The following is a 21,755-nucleotide window of genomic DNA, read 5'->3' as shown; positions in this document are numbered from 1 at the left end:
AGCTAGTGTGCGTGCAACTGTCCGCAAGCAAGCTTCAAACGGACAAACCGAAAGCTAGTGACAGTGCAACTGTCCGCAAGCAGGCACCAAGCGGACAAATCGAAAGCCAGTGCGAGTGCAACTGTCCGCAAGCAAGCTTCAAACGGACAAACCGAAAGCTAGTGACAGTGAAATTGTCCGCAAGCAAGCTTCAAACAGACAAACCGAAAGCTAGTGACAGTGAAATTGTCCGTAAGCAGGCACCAAACGGACAAACCGAAGCGAGCGCGGAGTGAACCATTCCGCAAGCAAGCTTCAAGCAGACAAACCGAAAGCGAGATCCTACTAAAAATTCGGATACACCATGATATTTTATCGGATAAAACAATCTTCAATGTTTGAATTTTCAGCAACTCGTGGAGTAGAGTATATACGAGGAGTGATTTTATCATGAATGAAATAATTAATCTAATAACAAACCATCGTTCAGTTCGGGAATTCGATCCTGGAAAAGATGTCAGCAAAGCACAGGTTGAAGCGATGATTAAGGCGGCGATGGCGGCGCCAAATTGGGCTAATGGTCAGCAAGTTAGCATTATCGAAGTGAGGGAGCCTGTAAAGAAAGCAAAATTGGCAAAGGCTGCGGGCAACCAAAGATGGATTGAAGAGGCGCCGGTTTTCCTTGTGTTTTGTCTAGATTTTTACCGCGCGAAGCTGGCTGCTGAAAAGCATGATACTCAGCTTCAGCTTGTCGAAGATATAGAAGCTTTATTGATCGGCTCAACTGATGTTGGTATCGCTCTTGGTAGCGCGGTTATAGCAGCGGAGTCCATGGGGCTTGGAATTGTTCCAATTGGTGGAGTCAGAAGAAATCCGCAAGCCTTTGTGGATTTGTTGAATTTGCCAGAATATGTTTTTCCGGTTTCGGGACTGGTTGTCGGAGTACCTAGAGCCATTCCAGAGCAAAAACCAAGACTGCCACTTAAGGCAACTCATCTTAAAGAGCAGTATAATGTCGAAGTTCAAAAGGAAAGCATGGACGAATATGATGCGACGATGTCAGCCTATATGTCAGAACGGACAAACGGCCAAGATTCCAGCGATTGGTCAAGTAAAATCGCCCGTTTTTATGATATCGGCTTTGACGAATATCAAAAGAACTCAAGTCCGACAATAAAAAAACAAGGATTCCATTATTGAGGCAGGGGAACGGTTCTCCTGCTTCTAATCCAAAAGCCCATTTCAGGCTCAGCTGAAATGGGCTTTTGGCTGTTTATCGGTGGGATTCGATGATGTTCATATCATTCTGCACCTGGAATGCCCATTGGACACATTTCACCGTCTAAACTGATTCGTTATTTTTCCTTGTTTTAACTAAATAATAGGCCGTCAACAGTGCGGTAATGGGGATATTTAAGGCTACGCCGATACCGGCAAATAGGATATTGATGATTTCTGCACTGAAAATTTTCGAATTCATAATCTCACCAACGGAGTAAGATAAATCTTTAAACCAAATAAGCAATGCCAAATAGCTTCCAAAAAAGGCGAAAAACAACGTATTTGCACATGTACCCAAAATATCATTCCCAATACTTAATCCAGAAAGGAATAAGTCCTTTCGACTTATTAACGGATTATGGCTGAATATTTCGCGCATGGGTGAGGCAATCGAGATCGCTACATCAATAATGGCGCCAATTGTACTAATTATAATCACGGAAGCCCCAATTTTCATAAAATCAATACCAATATGAAGTGAAAAAATACTAAGTTCCTCTACTTCTTCTTCTCCAAATCCTTGAATCATCGCACCTTTCGCCACAATGACTATGAAGAAAATTAAAATTACTGAAGTTATAATCGTTGAAATGAAGGCAATTATTGTTTTTGTGTTCACTTCATTGATAAAAAATAGATTGATACAACTAATCACGATACATGCAATCAATGTGATGATAATGGGATTAGCCGCTGGATTGGTCATAATGATAATGGAAAGAAAGAGGACGCCAAAGTTAAAAAATAAGGCAAGAAAAGATCGGACACCTTTATTACCACCAATTAACATCATCAAAACAAATAGAATAGCTGCCAATAGCACTAATACATTCATGATTTTGCCCTCTTTCGATTAACAAAGAAAATGGAGGTGTAAAGACCAATTGGGATGGTTAATACAATACCAATGCCACCTGCAAGTGCTCGAGCGAATTCAAGTGAAAGGTTCATGGAAAGGGTGAACCCTAATGGTGAGGCGTTTTTTAAATACAAAATAAGCATAGGTATCGAACCACTAATATAAACAAAAAACAATATATTTGTCATTGGACCCATAATATCTTTACCAATGTCAATTCCTGAAGCTTTAAGAGCTTTAACTGGAATGTTGATATTTTTTTCATACAACCCGAAGATAGAGGAAGACATTGTTATGGCTATATCCATTACGGCACCTAATGAACCGAGCAATAAACCTGTCAAAAATACGATTTTATAAGGGCGCGTGATAAATTGCATTTCTTCATAACGCAAACCCTGTTCGTCAGTAAACCATAGTGCAAGATATGCAATAAACAGTGACAGAAAAGTCCCTAATAAGGTCGCAACGATTGCTGCATAGGTTTTTTCATTAAAACCATTAACAAGTAACAAAGAAATACAAGTAAATAAAATAGCGCTAATACTACATATCAACAACAAACTAATGTCGGATGAATCAATGTAAGCATCCAATGCATAGGACAAAAGTACTGCGTTGACTACTAAACTTATAATCGAAAATAAGCCTTGCTTTTTCCCAACAAGGAGTAAGGTGAAAATAAAAGCCCATGTTACAATTACAACGTATTTGTCGCGTTTAACATTGATAATCGATCCGGTTATTTGATTATTTTTATTATTATTGGAGTCGACCGAAACAAATAATTCATTTCCAATATGATATTCATGGTCATATGCTCCGGAAGCTGAATATTCATTCGTTAAGTAGATTCGACTCCCTTTTTCGTCTCCATTTTTTAATTCTGCAATTATAGCCTGTGTGTATAGTAGGTCTTTATTGTCATACGCATCCGTCTGTTCAGTTTTATTTACTATGTCTGTTTTGATTACTTTTGCTATTGGTTGTTGGTAGAAGGAATAATTGTGTTGAACAAAAAGAACTGACAGGACAAAGCTTAGGATAAGGATAATGTATCCAACTTTCCTTTTATTAGAAATATTACTAAATTGGTTTACGATCGCATTCAAAAAAAAACCTCCATTTTTGCGATATTTCTTGCTGAAACTTAAGTCTTGATTATACCACGGTAAAAGCCCATTTCATAGCTGGAGATATGGGCTTTCATATTATATAAATTACAATTGAATCCATATACACCTAGTGAATGGTCATAATTTTATCGAGTCGGAAGCGATGATGCTCATATCCTTCCGCATCTGCAATATCCATTGGTACCATCGCCGCAATTTCCTTCATTCGAATTAAAAAAGAATCAATGTGCATAATAACAAACAGATGAATGATGGTAAAGGATGGTTATTTTGATTTATATTTATAATGACTACGGCGGAACACATACCACGTCTTTAGCGGCAGCTTATCATTTAAAACAATTACCTCAATCGGAACGTAAGCTAACCTCAGAAGAAATTTTAAATGTAAAATATTTTAATCAATTAACGAAAGAGGATTTTGGAAAAATCATTTTTCATGGCAAAGATGAAGAAGGCAACCCAGTTTATTCCATCGGAAGGAAAAGGAACAAACTCGTTGTACCAGCATTAAAAGAATTGGCTTTACTATTACAAAATAATTTCCATTTCTCTGAGAAAATAGTCTTCTCTAATACTTCACCAACTGTTCCCATTGCTATGTCATTGGGGGGATTTTTTCGAGAGGGTTGAAAATTGACTTTATTGGTGTACCGTTATTACTCATTGGTGCAAAACAATGCTGTGATAATATTTATCGCTTGGTTGAAAACACGAAACATGTAGGTAGAGCATCTTTCAATGAAAATGTGATTGTTTTAGAAAATGAAATGTTCAAGTAATTAGTTGAATTGGTATTTTTTTAAGACTTAATAGTGGACATAAAAATATCAATCATGTATTATGAGAAAAATCAATATTTTCTAAACAGGTGTTGTGCATTTTAAAATGCATAGCTTAAATGGGAAGTTCGGTGAAAGTCCGACACGGTTCCCGCCACTGTAATTCGGAGCAATCTGCAAAATGTCACTGCTTTATTCGTAAAGTGGGAAGACGCAGGGAGCAACGATGTTAAGTCAGGAGACCTGCCTGTTTATTGAACATGACGTGACCTACGGGAAATAGGAAGGTGTTTACTATCATGACAGTTTTGGGTGCATTTATTTTTTGTAAAGCATACGATTGTTTAATGTGAGCATATAAACCTATGAGGTTTGTATGCTCTTTTTATTTTGGTCATGATTCATTTCCAATTTTTATAAAATGAAAAAAGGGGAGTGATTCCATGTCTTACACCATCATTACTAATCAAAAGGATGTAGTGAAAACATTAGAATATTGTCAGTTTGACCACCATCTCAATCGTTTTCGTGATCCAATTAAGCAACAAGAGGCGATGTGTAAGGCAATGGAAACGAAGCAGGGGAAAATGGCCCTTGCGGTACACAATCATTCTATTGTTGGCTACACGATTATTCTTGAACCTGAAACGGATGAAAGGTGGAGAGGGCTAGATTTTTTAAAAATGTTAGGTGTGATTGAGGTAGCACCTCGGTTGCGAAATCAAAAAGTGGCGAAAAAATTGCTTCAGGATTTGTTTTCTCTCGAAGAAACAGAAAAGTCCATAGTCATTTCTTTAGAATGTTGCTGGCATTGGGACTTAAAGATGACGAATGGCGACCCTCTTCAATATAGAAGCATGTTGAAACATGTTCTGGAGTCAGTTGGATTTCAAGAATTTCGAACAAATGAGCCCGATATCGCATGCTATGATGTGAATTTCATGATGGCTCGAGTGGGGAGTGAAATATCCATAGATCAGGTGAATCAATTTACTAAGCTGGCTATGGATAATAGGTACTTATCATAGAATTATAAATAATTAGATACGAAAACTTTAATGAAACGAAAAGGGGATAGGACATGGCGACTTGGGATTTATCTACAACTAAGCATCATCTATTTATTTGTAACGGAAGCAGCTGCAAAAAGGCAGGTGCAGAAGATTTGACCCAATCGATTAGAAATGAGATTTCGACAAGCGGGTTAGATCAAGTCATTCATACAACTAGAACACTCTGTAATGGGCGTTGCCATGATAAATGCGTAGTTATTTCATACCCTGATGGAAATTGGTATAAGGATATGGTTCCTGAAGATGTGCCGCAGTTTATCGACTTACTTGTCTCAGGATCTGGAATGGAAGCAAAAAAAAGCCATGCTTTTAATGGCACAGGATTTCAAGCATCGGATACAACCGTTATTGGAAAAATGAAAGATGTAGAAATTGTTAAGAAGGTATCAAAAGTATATTAAGGTTAACGTTGAAGCCACTTCTCCAATTCATTGTGGGGGCTAGTTAGTTTAAAAAGAAGGACCATGCCCAAGTAAATCAACGTTTCACCAGTCCGTAAGGTTTGGAATCGGATAGTTTGATTTTTTTATGGGTAATGGTCATTCATTTTCTAGCAGATTCTAGTAATCTACTTCCTTTGGCTTATAGATCTTTCCAAGACCCCAAACCTTTTGAACCTCACCTTCTTGCATATCGGTCATCGCTTTTGAAATCATATTAATTTTCGCATCAATGTTATCAATCATATGGCAAAGGTGTGCTTCAAGTGTAATTGGTTCGGCTGTGCTGCCCCAGCCATTGCTTAGCGGACCGTGATGACTGGAGATAATATTCATTAACTCATAAACAACCGTCACTTCTTCTAAGGTAACGGAGCGTTCATTACGAATCGCGACGAGTTTTCGGTCAATCATTTGGTTCACAATTTGAATATGCCCTAAAAATTGTCCAAACAGGGTATACTCAGGAGCTGTATAATCACGAGTCATCTCGATGATTTTTCCCATATCATGCAGGGTTAAGGCTGCATACATTTTACTGCGATTTACAGCCTCACCGTATTGATCACAAATATTCTTTGCGATTCTAAGTAGAGATAATGTATGAAAGGCGAGTCCACTTTTGAAATTATGGTGCATTTTAACGGCTGCTACATGCTGCATGAAGTACTTTTTATTTTCCTCAAATAACTCTGACGTGATTTGATGCAGGATCGGGATTTTGATTTCATTAATGAAGAAATGAATTTCCTCCTCCATGCTTTCAACCGCTTCAGGGGCAGCTTCAATGAAATCCCGATAATCAACTTCGTCCTTTTGTGCTAAACGGTATCCGTTAATCGTCATTTGCACTTGCCCATTATACTCAGATGCATCTCCCGTGATGTGCAACATCGCTCCATTTGAGAAAATAGCTAACAGCTCTTCAACGGATCGACCTCCAAACCCATTATTCCACAGCTTGCAGGCTACTAATTTGTGCTTTTTTGCGATCGTGATGTTGAGGTAAGGATCACCTTTTTTCGTTTTTTCCTGCTTTACCTCTTTTACAAGACAAAAACCCTCAAAGGAATTTCCTGGTGCTAATTCTAATAAACAAGAAACAGGCATTAAATTTACCCTCCCAATGCATTGCTTATATCTATTTATTGAAAAAGTTTTTGTAAAGAACAAACGTTCCTTCTATTGTAACATGAAAAGGAGTTGCCATAAACTTTTTCAAAACTGGTATGATCTATTTCATTATTAAAATTGGTAATATTCCAAAAGTCAGGAACATGCCACTAAGGGAATTGTAGCCAAAGCCAAAACGTGCATATATCTACATTCTCGTTCATATACACAATAAAACGTGCAAAAATTTCAGAAGTTGTATCATAACTATTCGAAAGTCGTGCATATATTTTTTAACTTATATCATAAACACAATTAGACGTGCATATCAGGTCACTTTCGTGCATAAAATTACCGAAATCTCCTCACTGTTATTAAGATAAAAGGCTAAAATCTAAAAAAACAGCAATTTCTTTAGAAAAAATCGATATTTTTATAAAGATCTACTGCTAATCCTTAAAAAATAGTCAGATTTATTAAAAACAAAATTTCTTAAATCAACAGGTTAAGATTCACACAGTGGTAAGCAAGGGGCTGTTCTCCTGCTTCTTAAGTGTCATTTGTTTTGACCAAAATTCATAGAATCATTAACTTTTATTCAACAACAGCATAATTTTGGTGCAAATTGACAGCTTCACGAACAAAAAAAGCAGTGAGATTCCAAATCTCACTGCTTTTTTTAGCGATTCATTTTAGAGAGTATTAAATCAATTGATGCATGGTCTTCAGGTGCGGTGTCAATATGGTTCCAAAGAACGTTTCCATGTGCATCAAATAACCACGTTCCACCTTGAATAAAAACATCATGAGTTTTCATGGCTGTTTGAATGAGCTGTTTTTGGTCTACATCTTCGGGAAAAAAGGCTTTAGAACCTTTTGTGATAAAAATTTTGGCCGCCTTCAAAAGCAGCTTCGATTTTTGCATCGTTAAATGTCCCATATTGTTATATAGCTCACGCTTTGGATCACCATAGATTGGGAATGGATAGGGACCAAATGCATTAACAAATTGTTCAAGGTAAGAGCTAGTAGACGGAGTAATCACTATAACCTGGTAGTCTGATGCAGTTAATTCTTGATACCTCTCACGCAACTGCGTAAGCATTTCTCGGCAAACCGGTCAGCCAGGATGTCTTACGAATACGACTAAGTTTTTTTGATTTAGAATGATGTCCTTAAAGGATACTTCTCCCTCGATATGGTGTTGTAGTAGTGCATTCATCGTGTTCACCTCTTAAGTTGTTCTTGTTGTTTTTTGCAGATTTTCAATCATGTTATGGATGTTTGTGAGTAAATCAAGGTACTCATTTTTATTAAGTCCAAAATGGGGGATGCATTTTTCAGGTAATTCGATCGCAGCATCTCTTAGATTGTTGCCTTTATCTGTAAGTTCGATAAACACTTTGCGCTCATCGTCCTTGGCACGCTCCCGAATCACAAGTTCCATTGCTTCCATGCGTTTGAGCATCGGAGTTAGGGTTCCACTGTCTAAATACAAGAGCTCGCTTATTTCTTTAACTGTTAAGCGCTTATGTTCCCATAAAACCGTCAACACTAAAAACTGAGGATACGTAAGGCCGAGCTGCTCTAGAATAGGGCGGTACAGGCGTGTTATTTCTCGGGAACATGCATAAATGGCGAAACATAATTGATTTTCAAGCTTTAAAAAATGCTCAGCATCCACTAATGTCGCTCCTTATCATTAATTATATTGTGCACAATTTAATTTTACAAAATGTAATTAATCTTGTCCATACTTGTGATTTAAAGTAAGAAATGCGGGAAACACTAAAACGATGATAATCTATAATGTCAAAAACTCTTTAAATGAAATTTTTTTTCCAAAAATACAAACCAAGACATCGGAGGAATATTGAGTGGGTGTTGGGGCTTGGTGTTATTTAACTTTAATAATCTTATCAATATTGGTGGTTGGTTTAGCATACTGGAAAAATCCAAATAAATTATTACTATTGCACTATTTTGCCGTTTCTGGAGCAGTTTTATTTTTCGATTATATTGTTTATTCATGGGGAAACGCATATACGTATTATCCCGGAATCATAAAGGGAAAATATGATACACATATTGGCGCTTTGATAAATGCACAAATAATCCCATCTTTTTCAATTTTGTACATTGCTTTTCAATGCAAATGGTATTGGAGTGTTGTACTTGCTGCTTTCTTTACAGGGATAGAATTCTTATTTAGATACTTGGAGATTTTTAAGGGACATTGGTGGAAAGAGTGGTTTACCTTTGTGTTACTTGTTCCGTTTTTTCCGATGATGAAAACGTGGTGGGGAAAATTAGAACAAAGGCCTAAAAAGTTGCTTTCCTTTCTTACTTTAGTCTCCGCCTTCTATACCATATTCACTCAATTAAACGTTATTTTATATGCTGTCTTAAAATTAAGAACAATCCATGTGGAATGGATTACACAATTAACACGTCAAAGCACAACGATTACAAGCCCGATAGGAATCCTGTTTGGAATGATTGTTTCTATTTTAATCATTTTTGAGGCGCACAACTTTTGGTATTTCTTATCGTCTATTTCCTTTCTAATTTTTGATGCTTCATTAAAATCTGTTGGTATTGTTCAGACGGATCATATCATCTTAGAATCTATACTTAGCTTCAGTACATTCCTTATACCTATGTTATTTGTAAAATATTTCAGCACTAATCGTTGATTGAATATTAAGTATGCCTGCAACACCGAGTTTACGGCCAAAACGCAGGATCAGAACCGGAGAACTGTCCGCAACGGAGAAGCTTACGGACAAAACGCTGCAATCGAGCTGAAGAACTGTCCGCAACAGTTAAGCTTACGGACAAAACGCTACATCAGAGTCCGAGAACTGTCCGCAACACTGTCTCTTGCGGACAAAACTCTTCAATCGAGTTGAATAATTGTCCGCATCCTTCCTATTAACTAACTAAAGCCTATGCTAAAACCAAATATCCTTTTTTTATTTTTTAAATTCATTCAATCGTTCATACGTCTCAAGCAGGAAATCATAAAACAATGCTTCGGTTGGGAGCAGTTTTCGTTGGGTAGGGTAGATGACACCGACATTCCGTGTAAGATTCGCATCAGTTAATGGTAGGATGACGGTAGATCGAGGCGTGTTATCTACCAAGGTCATTTCTGGCATTAATGCTACACCTAAACCTGCAGAGACCAAGCCTTTTAGAGCATCAATATCTTTTCCTTCTAATGCAATTTGTGGTGAAAAGTTAGCATGAAGACATGCTTCAACCACTTGATCGCGGAAAACAAACCCTTCAGGCAGAACACAGAATGGGTCATCCCTTAAGTCCCGTAGCCTAACCGATTCCCGATCTGCCAATGGGTGATGAATAGGGATGAGTGCCACAATGTTTTCAGTGAAAAGAGTGGCTCCTGTTATTTTTTTCTCTTTTTCCAGATTGGGCATAGGTGCAATCATAGCCAAATTGAATTCCCCAGTTATAACACCTTCAATCAAATCATGATAAAGTGCGTTACTCATTTGAAATTTGGCTTCAGGGTACCGAGTTCGAAATGCATATATAATAGAAGGTACGGTGTAAGCTGCTAAACTAATCGGGAATGCAATCCGAACGGTCCCTTTTTCAGGATTTAACGATTCTTCAACTTCTCTCTTTGCATCCTCCATCAAGTTCCACACTTGCTTCATCCGCTCAAAGAAAATTCTGCCTAACGGGGTTAACTTTACGCTTCTTCCCTCTCGGATAAACAGTTCCACACCTAATTCGTTTTCTAAATTTAATATTTGTCTGCTAACGGAAGATTGAGCTACGTGTAAGGAATCTGCTGCCTCTGTTACATGCTCTCTTTTTGCCACTTCTAAGAAATATTGGATTTGTCTTGTTTCCATTTTTTAACCACTCCGTCTTATGCGTCAAATGCATTGATTTCATCGGAAATGAATATTGAAACTATTAATTATTAAATTATAAAATGAAAACACATTTATGAAAAGGCAATATCAACTTTATATACATTAGGGGCTGAAAGTGATGAAAGTGCTGGAAAAAGTAGAAGAGAGTCAAACACAAATCGTCAAAAATTACGTCAATCGTTTATTTGAGAGTGTTCAAATGCGTAACCCAAATGAATGGGAATTCCAGCAGGCGGTTAAAGAAGTACTTGAATCTTTAGTACCTGTTCTTGTGAAAAATCCGAACTATATTAAACTCGGAGTCCTTGAAAGAATGATTGAACCAGAGCGTTTGATTACATTTAGAGTTCCGTGGGTAGATGATAACGGAAACGTAAAAGTGAATCGGGGCTTTCGTGTTCAATTTAGTAGTGCGATTGGACCGTATAAGGGTGGACTAAGATTTCATCCATCGGTAAATGCAAGCATTATAAAATTTCTTGGGTTTGAACAAATCTTTAAAAACTCATTAACAGGGCAGCCAATTGGCGGAGGAAAAGGCGGTTCTGATTTTGATCCAAAAGGTAAATCTGATTTAGAAATTATGCGCTTTTGTCAAAGCTTTATGACTGAGCTTAGCAGACATATCGGACCAGATATTGACGTTCCTGCTGGTGATATCGGAGTTGGAGCAAGAGAAATCGGTTTTATGTTCGGGCAGTATAAAAAATTAAAAGGCGCCTATGAAGCAGGTGTCCTGACTGGAAAAGGCATTGGGTATGGAGGTAGCTTAGGTAGGAAAGAAGCAACTGGGTATGGGTTAATATACTTTGTCGATGAAATGTTAAAAAGTCAGGGATTAAGCTTTAGTGGAAATACTGTTGTAGTATCAGGTTCAGGTAATGTTTCGATTTATGCGATGGAAAAAGCGATGCAGTTTGGTGCAAAAGTGGTCGCTTGTAGTGATTCAAGTGGCTATGTTTATGATTGTAATGGAATAAACCTAGATACAGTAAAAAAATTAAAAGAAGTAGGTAATGAAAGAATTTGCGAATATATTAAAGAACATCCGCATGCGATTTATCAAGAAGGATGTACAGGCATCTGGTCCATTCCGTGCGATATAGCTTTACCTTGTGCAACGCAAAATGAGTTAAATAAGGAAGCAGCAGAAATTCTAATTTCCAATGGTGTAATTGCAGTGGGTGAAGGGGCAAATATGCCTTCTACCCAAGAAGCAGTCGAAACATTTATCAAAAAGCATGTTTTGTTTGCTCCTGCCAAAGCAGCTAATGCAGGTGGGGTTGCAGTTTCTGCATTAGAAATGGCACAAAATAGCGCCAGACTTGCGTGGACACTAGAAGAGGTAGATTCGAGATTACAAAATATTATGAAGGATATTTATCGAAAGAGCATGCAAGCATCAGACGATTATGAGGTGCCAGGAAATCTTGTGATTGGTGCGAATATTGCTGGATTTTTAAAAGTAGCGGATGCTATGGTCGAACAAGGTATAATTTAAACCTATTATTAAGTCATGATGAGAAACGAACTTTTTAGCGGACATATGGGACCTTATTTTTGATTTATTTCCCTTTTTACTACTCTAATCGGACATGGGGTGTCTTATTTAAATAAAAACAAATAAATCATGCTGACTTATTCACGAATCAGGAATCCATTGTCCGGATAGCCATTTAAAACAACACTTTTTGTCAATTTAACGGAACGAATGTCCGTATGTACAGCAATAGGCGACGTCACTCTTGTTGAACCAGTCACCCGGTAGTTGAAGAAAACCAATAAATAAGATAAAGCAGTGTGATTCCGTTTGAATTCACACTGCTTTTTGGGTTGTTTGTGGGAAACTTGTAATTATTTTTTAAACACAAGTATAAGATTGAATTTGTCGTAAGCTTATACCAAAATACACCCATCTAAATCCTGTCCAGCGATATCCGGAGACAGAATTTCGGCCAACAAAGGTTGGATAAAACCAAAATTGCTGAAATCCTCTAAGCCATACATACGTGTATCTGAACAAACATCTTCTAATCCCACCAGGATCAACTGCAAAGGCTTGAGCTTGTTGTGTTTGTGTTGGGACAAATGATGGTGGCGGTCCAGAAGGCGGTGGTGCAGTTGGTTGACCACCAACAGTACCTTGACCTGGTGGTGCAAATGGCGGACCACCAACAGGACCCTGACCAGGTTGTGAAAACGGAGGTGGAAATCCTCCTCCGAAAATTCTTTCATCATATAATTCAGGAAAATCAATTTCTTCATACATTGGTAAGGTAGGATAAGCTTCGTAACCATATGGATGATAAAGATAAGGATGGAAATGATTAGGGAACATGAAATTTAGGCTCCTTTGCTTTTTTAATCTCAAAGCATCATATTCCTAAGCCATTTACCTATCAACTTGTTCATCAAAAAATGTGCACATACCCATATAATGAGACCAACCAAAAAGCTGAGGACTCATATTTACTATAAATTCGCTCCATTTTTATCAAAACGTTTTCGTTCACCCAACAAATTCAATAAATTTCCCAATTTTTTCATCTAAGAATCCAAGAGTTGCTTCATCTACAAGTTGACCTGTTTGTTCATCAACCTTCTGATTAACAAAATTAATCAATACTTCGTTTCCACCAGGTGGAAGAATTCTAGCTTGAACACCAGGGGATGCCAGAATTTCGCGTAAATGCATTTGCGCCCTTACAGTGCCAAGCATTCCAGGAGTAGCGCCAATAGTCATGACCGGCTTTCCAATAAACACCTTATCTACCCGAGAAGCCCAATCAATTGCGTTTTTCAGAACTCCTGGAACAGACCAATTGAATTCTGGAGTAACAATTATCACTCCATCTGCATCTGCAATGGCCTGTTTAAAATCTTTAACGGCTTGGGGTGGATAATTTTCTTCATCTTGGTCAAAATGTGGAAGTGAACGGATATCGGCGATTTCAATATTTAATTTGTTCTTGTACCGTTCCTGTAATGTTTTTGCGAGTTGCATATTATAAGACTCTTTTCTTAAACTTCCAACGATTGCAAATATGTTCATGATTAAAAACCTCCCGTTTTTTGAATATTCTTTCTGTATTGTACCATTTGAATTGGAATATTCATTCTGAAATGCTTACTTCCTTTTTACAAGTAGTAAAACCAAGTGTTCCTTCAATAAAATTATGATATTCACGAATAAAATAAATGAATTAATTTAAATAGGAAAGACTAAATTCATATCAAAGGTAAAGAATATTTGTAATTTCTTGGATAGTGAAACAAATATTTAAAATACGATTGAGGTGATTTTGTGGAAGTGAATAATTTAAAACTAACTTCCTCCGAAATAGGCACATTATGGGGAGAGTTTATGAACGGGACAATGACGGATGCGGTAAATAGGTACATGGTTACAATTATTGAAGACAAGCAAATTAAAGCCATTTTTGAGGAAGCTATTCAAATATTCGATAATCATAAGAAACAAATCATATCCTTTATAGAGAAAGAGGGATTTCCAGTACCAATTGGATTTAATGAATCGGACCTGTTTCAAGGTAAACCAAGATTGTTTACGGATATCTTTTGTCTGAATTATTTACATATTATGACACTGCATGGGTTGCTTGGCCACAGTACAGCATTTTCTGTATCTGTCAGAAAAGATCTAAGGGATTTTTATGATTCATGTGATAACGATGCGAAAAAGATGTATAATCAAACAATTGATCTACTGCTCGAGAAAGGAAGTTTTCAAAGAGACCCTTTATTCTATCCATCTGAACACCCTGAATATATTTCAAGTAAAGACTTCTCAGATGGATTTTTTGGAAAGGGGAGAAAATTAGCTGCAACAGAAATCATTACGATCTCTTTCAATATTAAAAAAAGCATTATGGCCAAAACGCTTTCAATTGCTTTCAGTCAAGTAGCATACTCAAAAGAAGTAAGGGAATTCTTAACGGATTCCGAAAAAACGTCAGATCAACAAATAAAAACCTTTGCAAAAATTATGCAAAATGATAACTTGCCTGTTCCGAAATCTTGGGAAACAGAAGTGACAACTTCAACGGATTCTCCCTTTTCGGATAAATTAATGGTGTATCATATCGGTTTCTTGGTCCAAGCTGCTCAAAACTATCATGGGGCAGGACTAGCATCTTCAATGAGAACCGATCTTGTAGCAGCTTATGAGGGAACGATTCTGAAAAACCTTATGTTAACAAAGAAATGGTTTAGTCTAATGGTCGAAAATAAATGGCTAGAACAGCCGCCGCTTGCTCCTAATAGAACTGAAATGGCAAAGGAAATGTAGTAGCCAAATTACCGGGATATTAATAAGAACAGAAAAGCTATCTACTGTTGAAAGGGATAGCTTTTTTACCGAGTTGGCAGCATGTTTATTCTAATACAATTTTTTGTTTTTTAAGAACAATGACAAATAGGCTAGCCAATAAACAAAAACCCCCTGCTAATACAAATGCCCATGTGTACGAGTTGAACACTTTGTAGATGATTCCTGCGCCGCCCGCAGCGACAGCAGAACCAGCTTGATGTGCGGCAAAGATCCAGCCATAGACGACCACGCTTTTCTCGATTCCAAATACCTGCCTCGATATGTTGATCGTAGGTGGGACTGTTGCAATCCAATCTAAGCCATAAAACACAGAAAAAATAATGAGGAACATTAGTGAACCATTATCTAGTGCAAATGGAAGAAAGACAAGCGAGGCTCCTCTTAAACTGTAATACCAAAACAATAACCAGCGATTATCGAAGCGATCAGATAACCAGCCGGAAAGAGTAGTGCCAATTAAATCAAAGACTCCCATAAAAGAAAGCATCGATGCTGCTGTCACAGCTGTAAAACCGAAGCCGATACAATAGGAAATGAAATGAGTTCCGATTAATCCGCTCGTCGATAACCCGCAAATAAAGAAGCTCCCAGCAAGCAACCAAAACTCCTTCACTTTTACCGCTTCAAATAATGTTTGAAAAGCGATTATTATTGGATTTTTCTTTGGGGCAATTTGTTGTATCTGTTTTGCTTCTTCCTGTCCATATGGAAGAATACCGATCTCACCAGGTGAGTTTTTCATAAAAAGTAATATAATCACTAACATTATGGTACTTAGAATTAAAATAAGTCCCATTGCCCACTTCCAAGAATGGGATTCAATAATGATTGCTAGTACTGGCAGTAGGATTAATTGTCCAGTGGCAGTACTGGCAGTTAAAATGCCCACCGCTAATCCTCTCCGCTTTTCAAACCAACGATTTGCAATATAGGGGCTTAACACCGTTAAAAAAAGCCCAGAGCCTAAGCCGATGATAATTCCCCAAATCAAAAGCAATTGCCAAGGTTTTTCCATTATAAATGTAAGTAAAACACCAACTACTAGTGTTGTCATCGCAAGGATCATCATTTTCTTTAAACCGATGGCCTCGATTAGTGCAGCCATAAACGGTCCGGAAATTCCATAGAGAAATAAGCTCGTCGCAAAGGCGAAGGAGATGGTCGATCGGTCCCAACCGAACTCATTCTCAAACGGGACAATAAATACGCCTGATGATGATCGAACGATGCCTGCTGCAATAATGGAAAAGAATGTAATCATTAATATAATCCAACTGTAATGAATTCGTTTCAAGTCTTCACCCCTTTGAACATCCTACGAAAATAGTAAAAAAGCTTGTTGCTCTATTGTACAGAATGTTGGAACAAGTTTCATCACCTATGAATGAATTAAGATTCATTCAGGGAAAAAATATGTTGGTTAACATACATAATTTGAACCTAAAGCATCTATTGAAGAATAAGGAAAATTCCTACAATTAAAAATTTACACTCACAAAAAACGGGAGTAATATTAAATTAACAATACTCTCTTTTTATCCTCATAAATAACTTCTTGCGAATGCAGACGCTGCCTCAGGCATTGCGGCTGCATCTACTCAAATGTTTACCCAACCACTTTAGATGTGTTTATAAGTTTAGCATTTTAATAGAAAGTTCATGAGTTCGTAAAACGTTATTATACGGAGGAACTTTAAAATGGATGCGAAAATGAAATTCGAAGAGAATGAATCAGCGATTTCTAAATTAAATCCAAGTGAAGTCTTTGAACATTTTCATATAAGTGAAGGAGGCTTATCGACTAAAGAAGCTGCAAAAAGACTTGTACAGTACGGAAAAAATACAATTAAAGAAAAAAGAGGAAAACCTCTGTATATAAAATTTTTAGCTCATTTCACAAGTATGATGGCCATTCTTTTATGGATTAGTGGTTCGCTTGCGTTTATAGCAAAGATGCCCCAACTTGGTATTGCTGTGTTTTGTGTCAATATAATTAATGGCATATTTAGCTTTATTCAAGAATTTCGCGCAAGTAAAGCAACGGAAGCATTAAAAGGAATGCTTTCTTCCTATGCTCGGGTCCTTCGGGATGGACAAGAGGCACAAATTCTTGCTGATGATATTGTTCCAGGTGATGTGATGCTGGTTGAAGAAGGCGATAAAATTTCTGCCGATGCTAGGCTGATACATGCTAGTGATTTACAGCTGAATCAATCGACTCTGACTGGTGAATCAAACCCGGTTCGAAAATTTTCTGATGCGATCCAGCGCGAGGATTTAACAAGCTTTGAAACTTCTAATTTGATTTTCACAGGAAGCACGGTTTCCAGTGGTTCAGGACTAGCTGTTGTGATCAAAACGGGAATGGAAACCGAATTTGGGAAAATTGCAAGATTGACCCAAAATGTTGTGGAAGAATTGAGCCCTTTACAAAAAGAACTGAATCGGTTGACAAAACAAATTTCAATTATTGCTCTTACATTTGGTGTGGCCTTCTTTTTATTAGCTATTTTCTTTGTAAAAGATCCGATTGCAGAATCGTTTATATTCGCCCTTGGTATGATTGTAGCCTTTATTCCTGAGGGATTATCACCGACTGTCACGCTTGCGTTAGCACAGGGTGTGCAACGAATGGCAAAGAAAAATGCCTTAGTAAAAAATCTATCATCAGTCGAAACACTGGGATGTACATCCGTTATTTGTACGGACAAAACAGGGACATTAACCCAGAATGAAATGACCGTCAACCATATTTGGTTACCGGACCGTGAAATTGAAGTCACTGGTACTGGATATGCACCGGAAGGGAACATGGTTGATAATGGTCAGTTCATTTCAATCGAGTCCAATGAGGCATTAAAATTAATTTTAACAGCTGCCAGTCTTTGTAGTAACGCAAGAATTGTTCCACCAAATGAAGAAAATTCACGCTATACCGTACTTGGTGACCCTACAGAAGCGTGTTTAGGGGTGGTTGCGGAAAAGGCAGGGCTACGCGTTGAAGACTTACAAAAAGCACTTCCGAGAATTCGTGAATTACACTTTGATTCTAGACGGAAAAGAATGACGACCATCCATCAATTAGAGGAGCACATAAATGGAAAAAATCGCGTTGCTTTTACCAAAGGGGCACCTAAGGAATTAATCGATTTATGCGATACAGTATATGTTAATGGAACAGTTGAACCAATGTCAGATACTATTCGAAATAATGCAATCGCGGCTAATGATGATTATGCACGTTTAGGTTTGCGTGTTTTAGCAATCGCTGTTCGTTATATTGGAAAAGATGACAATGATATCCCGGCTAATTTAAGCTCATATTTACCAGAAAATATCGAACAAAAGCTGACCTTTGTTGGTTTAGTTGTCATGGCCGATCCTCCTCGTCCTGAGGTAACCGATGCTGTAGCCGAAGCTCATAAGGCAGGAATTCGAATTGTCATGATTACAGGAGATTACGGATTAACAGCCGAAAGCATTGCCAAAAGAATTGGGATTGTCAAAAGCGACCATCCACGTGTGATATCCGGAGTAGAATTAGAAAATATGTCTGATGATGAGTTAAAGACGGCATTAAAAGAGGATATCATTTTTGCGCGGGTTGCTCCCGAACAAAAGTACCGAGTGGTTAATAATTTACAGCAAATGGGAGAAATCGTCGCGGTTACGGGTGACGGTGTGAATGATGCACCGGCTTTAAAGAAAGCCGATATTGGTGTTGCAATGGGGATTGCTGGAACGGACGTAGCAAAAGAAGCTGCCGACATGATTTTAACTGATGATAATTTTGCTTCAATCGTTCACGCAGTGGAACAAGGTCGCGCCGTATATAACAATATTCGCAAATTCTTACTGTACATTTTAAATAGTAATGTTCCAGAAGCAGTGCCGTCAGCCTTTTTCTTATTGTCAAAAGGGGCGATCCCTTTGCCATTAACCATTATGCAGATTTTATTTATTGACCTTGGTACTGATTTAATTCCTGCATTAGGATTAGGATCTGAAGAACCGGAAAAAGGAATTATGAACAAGCCGCCAAGAAATTTGAAGGAGCCTTTATTAAATAAAAGGATTATGTTAAAAGCCTTCTGTTGGTATGGAATTTTAGAATCAATAGTCTCGATGTTTGCCTACTTCTTTGTCAATTATATTAATGGTTATTCACACGGAATCTGGGCTAAAGATGGTAGTGAAATATACATCATAGCTACGACGATGACCCTATCCAGGTATTGTGTTCAGTCAAATTGGAGCTGTTATGAATTGCCGCACAGAAATCCAATCTGTATTTAAAAAAGGGTTGTTTAAAAATCGAACCATAAATTTAGGGATTGTGCTTGAAATTCTTCTGCTCATTATGATCATGTATGTTCCTATTTTACAAGAGGTATTTGGTACTGCAGAAATAGGATGGAAAAGCTGGCTTTTCCTATTCTGTATTCCACCTATTATTCTAGTTATTGAAGAAATACGTAAAGCTTTTTCCAGAGGATTCGCTCATAAATAATGAGGCAAAAGAAAATGTGGAAAAGGGTGAAAAAGATGAAGGATATTATTGTTGGATGCAGTCATATGGGAGCTGGCTTAGCAATTAAATTGCAGGCGAAGGGACATGATGTAACGATAATAGACCGGCATGAGGATGGGTTTGAGAAGTTGCCCAGTGTTTTCCATGGACAAACAATTGTTGGGTTTGGGATTGATAAGGCAGTCCTAGAGGCAGCAAACATCAACATGGCTGATGCAGTCATTACTTGTACTGATAACGATGAAACGAATGCACTAATTGCCCGTATTGCTAAAAATAGATATTTTGTTCCTCGTGTAATTGCTAGAATCTATGACCCAAGGAAAGCGGATATTTATCAAAGTTTTGGCATTCAAACGATATCCCCCATTTTATGGGGGATTGATCGAATATCTGAATTATTAAGCTATAACCAGCTTGATAGTGTTTGGTCTCCTGAAAATGGGAATGTGGAAATGATTAGAATCGAAACACCTGCTTTATTAATTGGTCATCCAGTAAGTGAGTTTACATTTATGGGGGAAATAAGAATTGTCAGCATTGCTCGAGGCAATAAAGCCTTTATCCCAGTATCCAGGTACGATATTAGAAGCACATGATGTCCTTTATATTGTAGCTGCTTGTTCTGCACAAGGTAAGTTAAAGGCCATGTTGGGTTTAATATAAGGGGGAGAATATAATGGAGGTTATCATCATCGGCGGAGGTCAAGCTGGATCACATATTGCTGAATTACTACTAGAAAATGATATGAATATCAAGATAATCGAAAATCGTGAACCTCTCATCGAAAAATTAAACCAGGATTTTTCTAAAGAAAGAATTATTTATGGTAGTGGCACAGATCCTGCCACTCTTGAATTGGCAGGGATCGAGCATGCGGATGTACTAGTAGCTGTAACAGGAAGTGATGAAATAAATCTTGTTTCTTCTACTATCGCCAAGTTTGAATTTGGGATTCCACGTGTAGTCGCACGTGTAAACAATCCTCGCAATTCTTGGCTCTATAATCATGACATGGGCGTTGATGTCTCAATTAATCAATCAGAGCTTTTGGCACATATTGTTGTAGAAGAAATGGACATGGAGAATCTAACAACGTTAATGAAATTAAATCGTGGTAATTTTTCGATTGTGAAAATTTCTGTAAATCCCAATGCGCTTGCGGTGTCAAAAGCAATAAAGGATTTAAATATACCAGCTAAATGTGTTTTAATCGCCATTTTAAGGAACGATAAGGATGTTATCATTCCGCGCGGAGAGACTGTAATTGAACCGAATGATTCAATCCTTCTTTTAGCCGATGAAAAATCGGAAAAAGTGATCCATCAAATTTTTTCTAATGTGTGATAGTACTTTCGTAAAAAAAGAACTCCTCTATATTTCTTAAGAAGGCAGTGTTAAAGAAGTTTGTTGATTTTTGAGCACTTTGTTGTTTGGAGCACCTGGAGCGGAAAGCAACAGACAAATTTAACTCTCCATTAAAGAAAGTAGGAAAGTGTATTATGTATTTTATCCTTTGGGAAAATAATAGAAGCAAGAAGGCATCGTAGAAGGAAGGGATAATCATGGAAAAACAAACGATTTTGTTCAATCTAGATGATACACTTGCCTATTGTAATCGTTATTTTAACCAGGTGACGGATATGTTTGCTACCCAAATGACCTCATGGTTTGACCATTTGACAAGGGAAGAAATAAGACAAAAACAACTCGAAATTGACTTGGAGGCTATTTCCGAGCACGGTTTGCGTTCAGAGCCGGTTTCCTGAGTCGTTTGTTGATACGTATACATACTTTTGCAACCAATTTGGAAAAGAAACGAAACGGTCTGATATCGATTATTTAAGGGAGTTGGGAATGACTGTTTTTAAGATTCCGGTAGAGCCTATTCCGTTCATGAATGAAACGTTAGAAGAATTAAAAGACGCAGGGCATGAATTGTATTTGCACACTGGTGGAGATGAGGCGAATCAGCGTCGAAAAATAACTCAGCTAGAGCTTACAACCTATTTTGAACATCGAATTTTCATCTCTGAACATAAGGATACAACTGCTTTATCTGATATATTAAAAACCATTGATGCAGACCCTGAAATCACATGGATGGTCGGAAATTCACTAAGAACAGATATTGTACCAGCTCTTGAAAAAGAAATTAATGCAATCTATATTCCCGCCGAAACGGAATGGAAATTTAACGAAGTTGATGTCAATGTGGAACCAAAAAGGGCTTTTTTTACATTAAACACACTTCTTGAAGTACCAGAAGTAATTCAGAACTACGTACATTAGGAAGAA

General features: G+C 37.6%; 22 protein-coding genes, 2 pseudogenes and 1 riboswitch. Of the genes and pseudogenes, 14 read left to right on the top strand and 10 right to left on the bottom strand.

The window, feature by feature from the left end; translation table 11 throughout:
- Positions 1-11: 11 nt before the first annotated feature.
- Together RGF10_RS13950 and RGF10_RS13945 are read left to right on the top strand one after the other, a co-directional pair.
- Positions 12-275, top strand: coding sequence for a hypothetical protein (locus RGF10_RS13950; protein ID WP_318502968.1), 264 nt, complete (start codon positions 12-14; stop codon positions 273-275).
- 154 nt (positions 276-429) lie between these two features.
- Complete coding sequence (locus RGF10_RS13945) at positions 430-1,179, top strand: NADPH-dependent oxidoreductase (protein ID WP_318502966.1); 750 nt, start codon at positions 430-432, stop codon at positions 1,177-1,179.
- Positions 1,180-1,321: 142 nt separating this feature from the next.
- Here the strand turns inward: RGF10_RS13945 and RGF10_RS13940 are convergent, their stop codons facing one another.
- From RGF10_RS13940 to RGF10_RS13930, 3 genes are all read right to left on the bottom strand, one after another.
- Positions 1,322-2,095 (bottom strand): YibE/F family protein, encoded by a 774-nt coding sequence (locus RGF10_RS13940; RefSeq protein WP_318502964.1) that lies wholly within the window; start codon positions 2,093-2,095, stop codon positions 1,322-1,324.
- Positions 2,092-3,231, bottom strand: a complete 1,140-nt coding sequence (locus RGF10_RS13935) for a YibE/F family protein (RefSeq protein WP_412176631.1) — start codon at positions 3,229-3,231, stop codon at positions 2,092-2,094. The genes RGF10_RS13940 and RGF10_RS13935 overlap by 4 nt, the downstream gene beginning before the upstream one ends.
- A 130-nt stretch (positions 3,232-3,361) precedes the next feature.
- Positions 3,362-3,487 (bottom strand): hypothetical protein, encoded by a 126-nt coding sequence (locus RGF10_RS13930; protein ID WP_318502962.1) that lies wholly within the window; start codon positions 3,485-3,487, stop codon positions 3,362-3,364.
- A 38-nt stretch (positions 3,488-3,525) separates the two neighbouring features.
- Between RGF10_RS13930 and RGF10_RS13925 the strand changes: the two are divergent.
- From RGF10_RS13925 to RGF10_RS13915, 3 genes and pseudogenes are all read left to right on the top strand, one after another.
- Positions 3,526-4,037, top strand: a pseudogene (locus tag RGF10_RS13925) (DUF3189 family protein).
- Between the two features lie 70 nt (positions 4,038-4,107).
- Positions 4,108-4,303: riboswitch (cobalamin riboswitch) on the top strand.
- A 177-nt stretch (positions 4,304-4,480) separates the two neighbouring features.
- The gene (locus RGF10_RS13920; RefSeq protein ID WP_318502960.1) at positions 4,481-5,065 is read left to right on the top strand and encodes a hypothetical protein; all 585 of its coding nucleotides are present in this window, start codon (positions 4,481-4,483) and stop codon (positions 5,063-5,065) included.
- Between the two features lie 53 nt (positions 5,066-5,118).
- Positions 5,119-5,511 (top strand): (2Fe-2S) ferredoxin domain-containing protein, encoded by a 393-nt coding sequence (locus RGF10_RS13915; RefSeq protein ID WP_318502958.1) that lies wholly within the window; start codon positions 5,119-5,121, stop codon positions 5,509-5,511.
- Positions 5,512-5,670: 159 nt separating this feature from the next.
- Here RGF10_RS13915 and RGF10_RS13910 read toward each other — a convergent pair whose 3' ends face one another.
- The 3 genes and pseudogenes from RGF10_RS13910 to RGF10_RS13900 form a co-directional block, all read right to left on the bottom strand.
- The gene (locus RGF10_RS13910; protein WP_318502956.1) at positions 5,671-6,660 is read right to left on the bottom strand and encodes a 3'-5' exoribonuclease YhaM family protein; all 990 of its coding nucleotides are present in this window, start codon (positions 6,658-6,660) and stop codon (positions 5,671-5,673) included.
- 682 nt (positions 6,661-7,342) lie between these two features.
- Positions 7,343-7,771: pseudogene (locus RGF10_RS13905) on the bottom strand (peroxiredoxin-like family protein); the annotation flags it as partial.
- Positions 7,772-7,897: 126 nt separating this feature from the next.
- The gene (locus RGF10_RS13900; RefSeq protein WP_318502954.1) at positions 7,898-8,347 is read right to left on the bottom strand and encodes a MarR family winged helix-turn-helix transcriptional regulator; all 450 of its coding nucleotides are present in this window, start codon (positions 8,345-8,347) and stop codon (positions 7,898-7,900) included.
- 193 nt (positions 8,348-8,540) lie between these two features.
- Between RGF10_RS13900 and RGF10_RS13895 the strand changes: the two genes are divergently transcribed.
- Positions 8,541-9,359: a hypothetical protein gene (locus RGF10_RS13895; protein WP_318502952.1), complete on the top strand. Its 819-nt coding sequence runs from the start codon at positions 8,541-8,543 to the stop codon at positions 9,357-9,359.
- Positions 9,360-9,638: 279 nt separating this feature from the next.
- Here the strand turns inward: RGF10_RS13895 and RGF10_RS13890 are convergent, their stop codons facing one another.
- Positions 9,639-10,550 (bottom strand): glutamate biosynthesis transcriptional regulator GltC, encoded by a 912-nt coding sequence (locus RGF10_RS13890; RefSeq protein ID WP_318502951.1) that lies wholly within the window; start codon positions 10,548-10,550, stop codon positions 9,639-9,641.
- A gap of 142 nt (positions 10,551-10,692) precedes the next feature.
- Between RGF10_RS13890 and gdhA the strand changes: the two genes are divergently transcribed.
- Positions 10,693-12,075 (top strand): NADP-specific glutamate dehydrogenase, encoded by a 1,383-nt coding sequence (gene gdhA / locus RGF10_RS13885; RefSeq protein ID WP_318509468.1) that lies wholly within the window; start codon positions 10,693-10,695, stop codon positions 12,073-12,075.
- Between the two features lie 360 nt (positions 12,076-12,435).
- On the opposite strand, the gene RGF10_RS13880 is transcribed toward gdhA, so the two are convergent.
- The gene (locus RGF10_RS13880; protein WP_318502950.1) at positions 12,436-12,912 is read right to left on the bottom strand and encodes a hypothetical protein; all 477 of its coding nucleotides are present in this window, start codon (positions 12,910-12,912) and stop codon (positions 12,436-12,438) included.
- Positions 12,913-13,083: 171 nt separating this feature from the next.
- Complete coding sequence (locus tag RGF10_RS13875) at positions 13,084-13,626, bottom strand: NADPH-dependent FMN reductase (RefSeq protein WP_318502949.1); 543 nt, start codon at positions 13,624-13,626, stop codon at positions 13,084-13,086.
- 252 nt (positions 13,627-13,878) lie between these two features.
- Here RGF10_RS13875 and RGF10_RS13870 point away from each other — a divergent pair, with 252 nt between their 5' ends.
- The gene (locus RGF10_RS13870; protein WP_318502948.1) at positions 13,879-14,883 is read left to right on the top strand and encodes a DUF3231 family protein; all 1,005 of its coding nucleotides are present in this window, start codon (positions 13,879-13,881) and stop codon (positions 14,881-14,883) included.
- Between the two features lie 85 nt (positions 14,884-14,968).
- Here RGF10_RS13870 and RGF10_RS13865 read toward each other — a convergent pair whose 3' ends face one another.
- Positions 14,969-16,219: an MFS transporter gene (locus tag RGF10_RS13865; RefSeq protein WP_318502947.1), complete on the bottom strand. Its 1,251-nt coding sequence runs from the start codon at positions 16,217-16,219 to the stop codon at positions 14,969-14,971.
- Positions 16,220-16,623: 404 nt separating this feature from the next.
- Here RGF10_RS13865 and RGF10_RS13860 point away from each other — a divergent pair, with 404 nt between their 5' ends.
- From RGF10_RS13860 to RGF10_RS13835, 6 genes are all read left to right on the top strand, one after another.
- Positions 16,624-19,221: a cation-translocating P-type ATPase gene (locus RGF10_RS13860; RefSeq protein WP_318502945.1), complete on the top strand. Its 2,598-nt coding sequence runs from the start codon at positions 16,624-16,626 to the stop codon at positions 19,219-19,221.
- Complete coding sequence (locus RGF10_RS13855) at positions 19,187-19,435, top strand: cation-translocating P-type ATPase C-terminal domain-containing protein (protein WP_318502943.1); 249 nt, start codon at positions 19,187-19,189, stop codon at positions 19,433-19,435. The genes RGF10_RS13860 and RGF10_RS13855 overlap by 35 nt, the downstream gene beginning before the upstream one ends.
- Before the next feature lie 35 nt (positions 19,436-19,470).
- Positions 19,471-20,055: a potassium channel family protein gene (locus RGF10_RS13850; protein WP_318502941.1), complete on the top strand. Its 585-nt coding sequence runs from the start codon at positions 19,471-19,473 to the stop codon at positions 20,053-20,055.
- Positions 20,056-20,135: 80 nt separating this feature from the next.
- Positions 20,136-20,804, top strand: coding sequence for a potassium channel family protein (locus RGF10_RS13845; protein WP_318502939.1), 669 nt, complete (start codon positions 20,136-20,138; stop codon positions 20,802-20,804).
- 218 nt (positions 20,805-21,022) lie between these two features.
- Positions 21,023-21,226 carry a hypothetical protein gene (locus RGF10_RS13840; RefSeq protein ID WP_318502937.1) on the top strand — a complete coding sequence of 68 codons (204 nt, stop codon included), beginning with the start codon at positions 21,023-21,025 and terminating at the stop codon, positions 21,224-21,226.
- An 88-nt stretch (positions 21,227-21,314) separates the two neighbouring features.
- The gene (locus RGF10_RS13835; RefSeq protein ID WP_318502935.1) at positions 21,315-21,749 is read left to right on the top strand and encodes an HAD hydrolase-like protein; all 435 of its coding nucleotides are present in this window, start codon (positions 21,315-21,317) and stop codon (positions 21,747-21,749) included.
- Positions 21,750-21,755 lie beyond the last annotated feature (6 nt).

Origin of the sequence: Bacillus sp. T3 (assembly GCF_033449965.1) — a bacterium.
In the GTDB taxonomy this organism is placed as follows: domain Bacteria; phylum Bacillota; class Bacilli; order Bacillales; family Cytobacillaceae; genus Bacillus_BU.
Note: the sequence above shows the minus strand (reverse complement) of the source record. Positions and strands in the feature narration are given on the sequence as shown.

Excerpts from the sequence above, each read along its gene's own strand:
- RGF10_RS13945 (WP_318502966.1), top strand. The coding sequence starts at position 430 with ATGAATGAAATAATTAATCTAATAACAAACCATCGTTCAGTTCGGGAA.
- RGF10_RS13940 (WP_318502964.1), bottom strand. The coding sequence starts at position 2,095 with ATGAATGTATTAGTGCTATTGGCAGCTATTCTATTTGTTTTGATGATG.
- RGF10_RS13930 (WP_318502962.1), bottom strand. The coding sequence starts at position 3,487 with ATGCACATTGATTCTTTTTTAATTCGAATGAAGGAAATTGCGGCGATG.
- RGF10_RS13920 (WP_318502960.1), top strand. The coding sequence starts at position 4,481 with ATGTCTTACACCATCATTACTAATCAAAAGGATGTAGTGAAAACATTA.
- RGF10_RS13915 (WP_318502958.1), top strand. The coding sequence starts at position 5,119 with ATGGCGACTTGGGATTTATCTACAACTAAGCATCATCTATTTATTTGT.
- RGF10_RS13910 (WP_318502956.1), bottom strand. The coding sequence starts at position 6,660 with ATGCCTGTTTCTTGTTTATTAGAATTAGCACCAGGAAATTCCTTTGAG.
- RGF10_RS13890 (WP_318502951.1), bottom strand. The coding sequence starts at position 10,550 with ATGGAAACAAGACAAATCCAATATTTCTTAGAAGTGGCAAAAAGAGAG.
- gdhA (WP_318509468.1), top strand. The coding sequence starts at position 10,693 with ATGAAAGTGCTGGAAAAAGTAGAAGAGAGTCAAACACAAATCGTCAAA.
- RGF10_RS13880 (WP_318502950.1), bottom strand. The coding sequence starts at position 12,912 with ATGTTCCCTAATCATTTCCATCCTTATCTTTATCATCCATATGGTTAC.
- RGF10_RS13875 (WP_318502949.1), bottom strand. The coding sequence starts at position 13,626 with ATGAACATATTTGCAATCGTTGGAAGTTTAAGAAAAGAGTCTTATAAT.
- RGF10_RS13860 (WP_318502945.1), top strand. The coding sequence starts at position 16,624 with ATGGATGCGAAAATGAAATTCGAAGAGAATGAATCAGCGATTTCTAAA.
- RGF10_RS13855 (WP_318502943.1), top strand. The coding sequence starts at position 19,187 with ATGAATTGCCGCACAGAAATCCAATCTGTATTTAAAAAAGGGTTGTTT.
- RGF10_RS13850 (WP_318502941.1), top strand. The coding sequence starts at position 19,471 with ATGAAGGATATTATTGTTGGATGCAGTCATATGGGAGCTGGCTTAGCA.
- RGF10_RS13845 (WP_318502939.1), top strand. The coding sequence starts at position 20,136 with ATGGAGGTTATCATCATCGGCGGAGGTCAAGCTGGATCACATATTGCT.
- RGF10_RS13840 (WP_318502937.1), top strand. The coding sequence starts at position 21,023 with ATGGAAAAACAAACGATTTTGTTCAATCTAGATGATACACTTGCCTAT.
- RGF10_RS13835 (WP_318502935.1), top strand. The coding sequence starts at position 21,315 with ATGACTGTTTTTAAGATTCCGGTAGAGCCTATTCCGTTCATGAATGAA.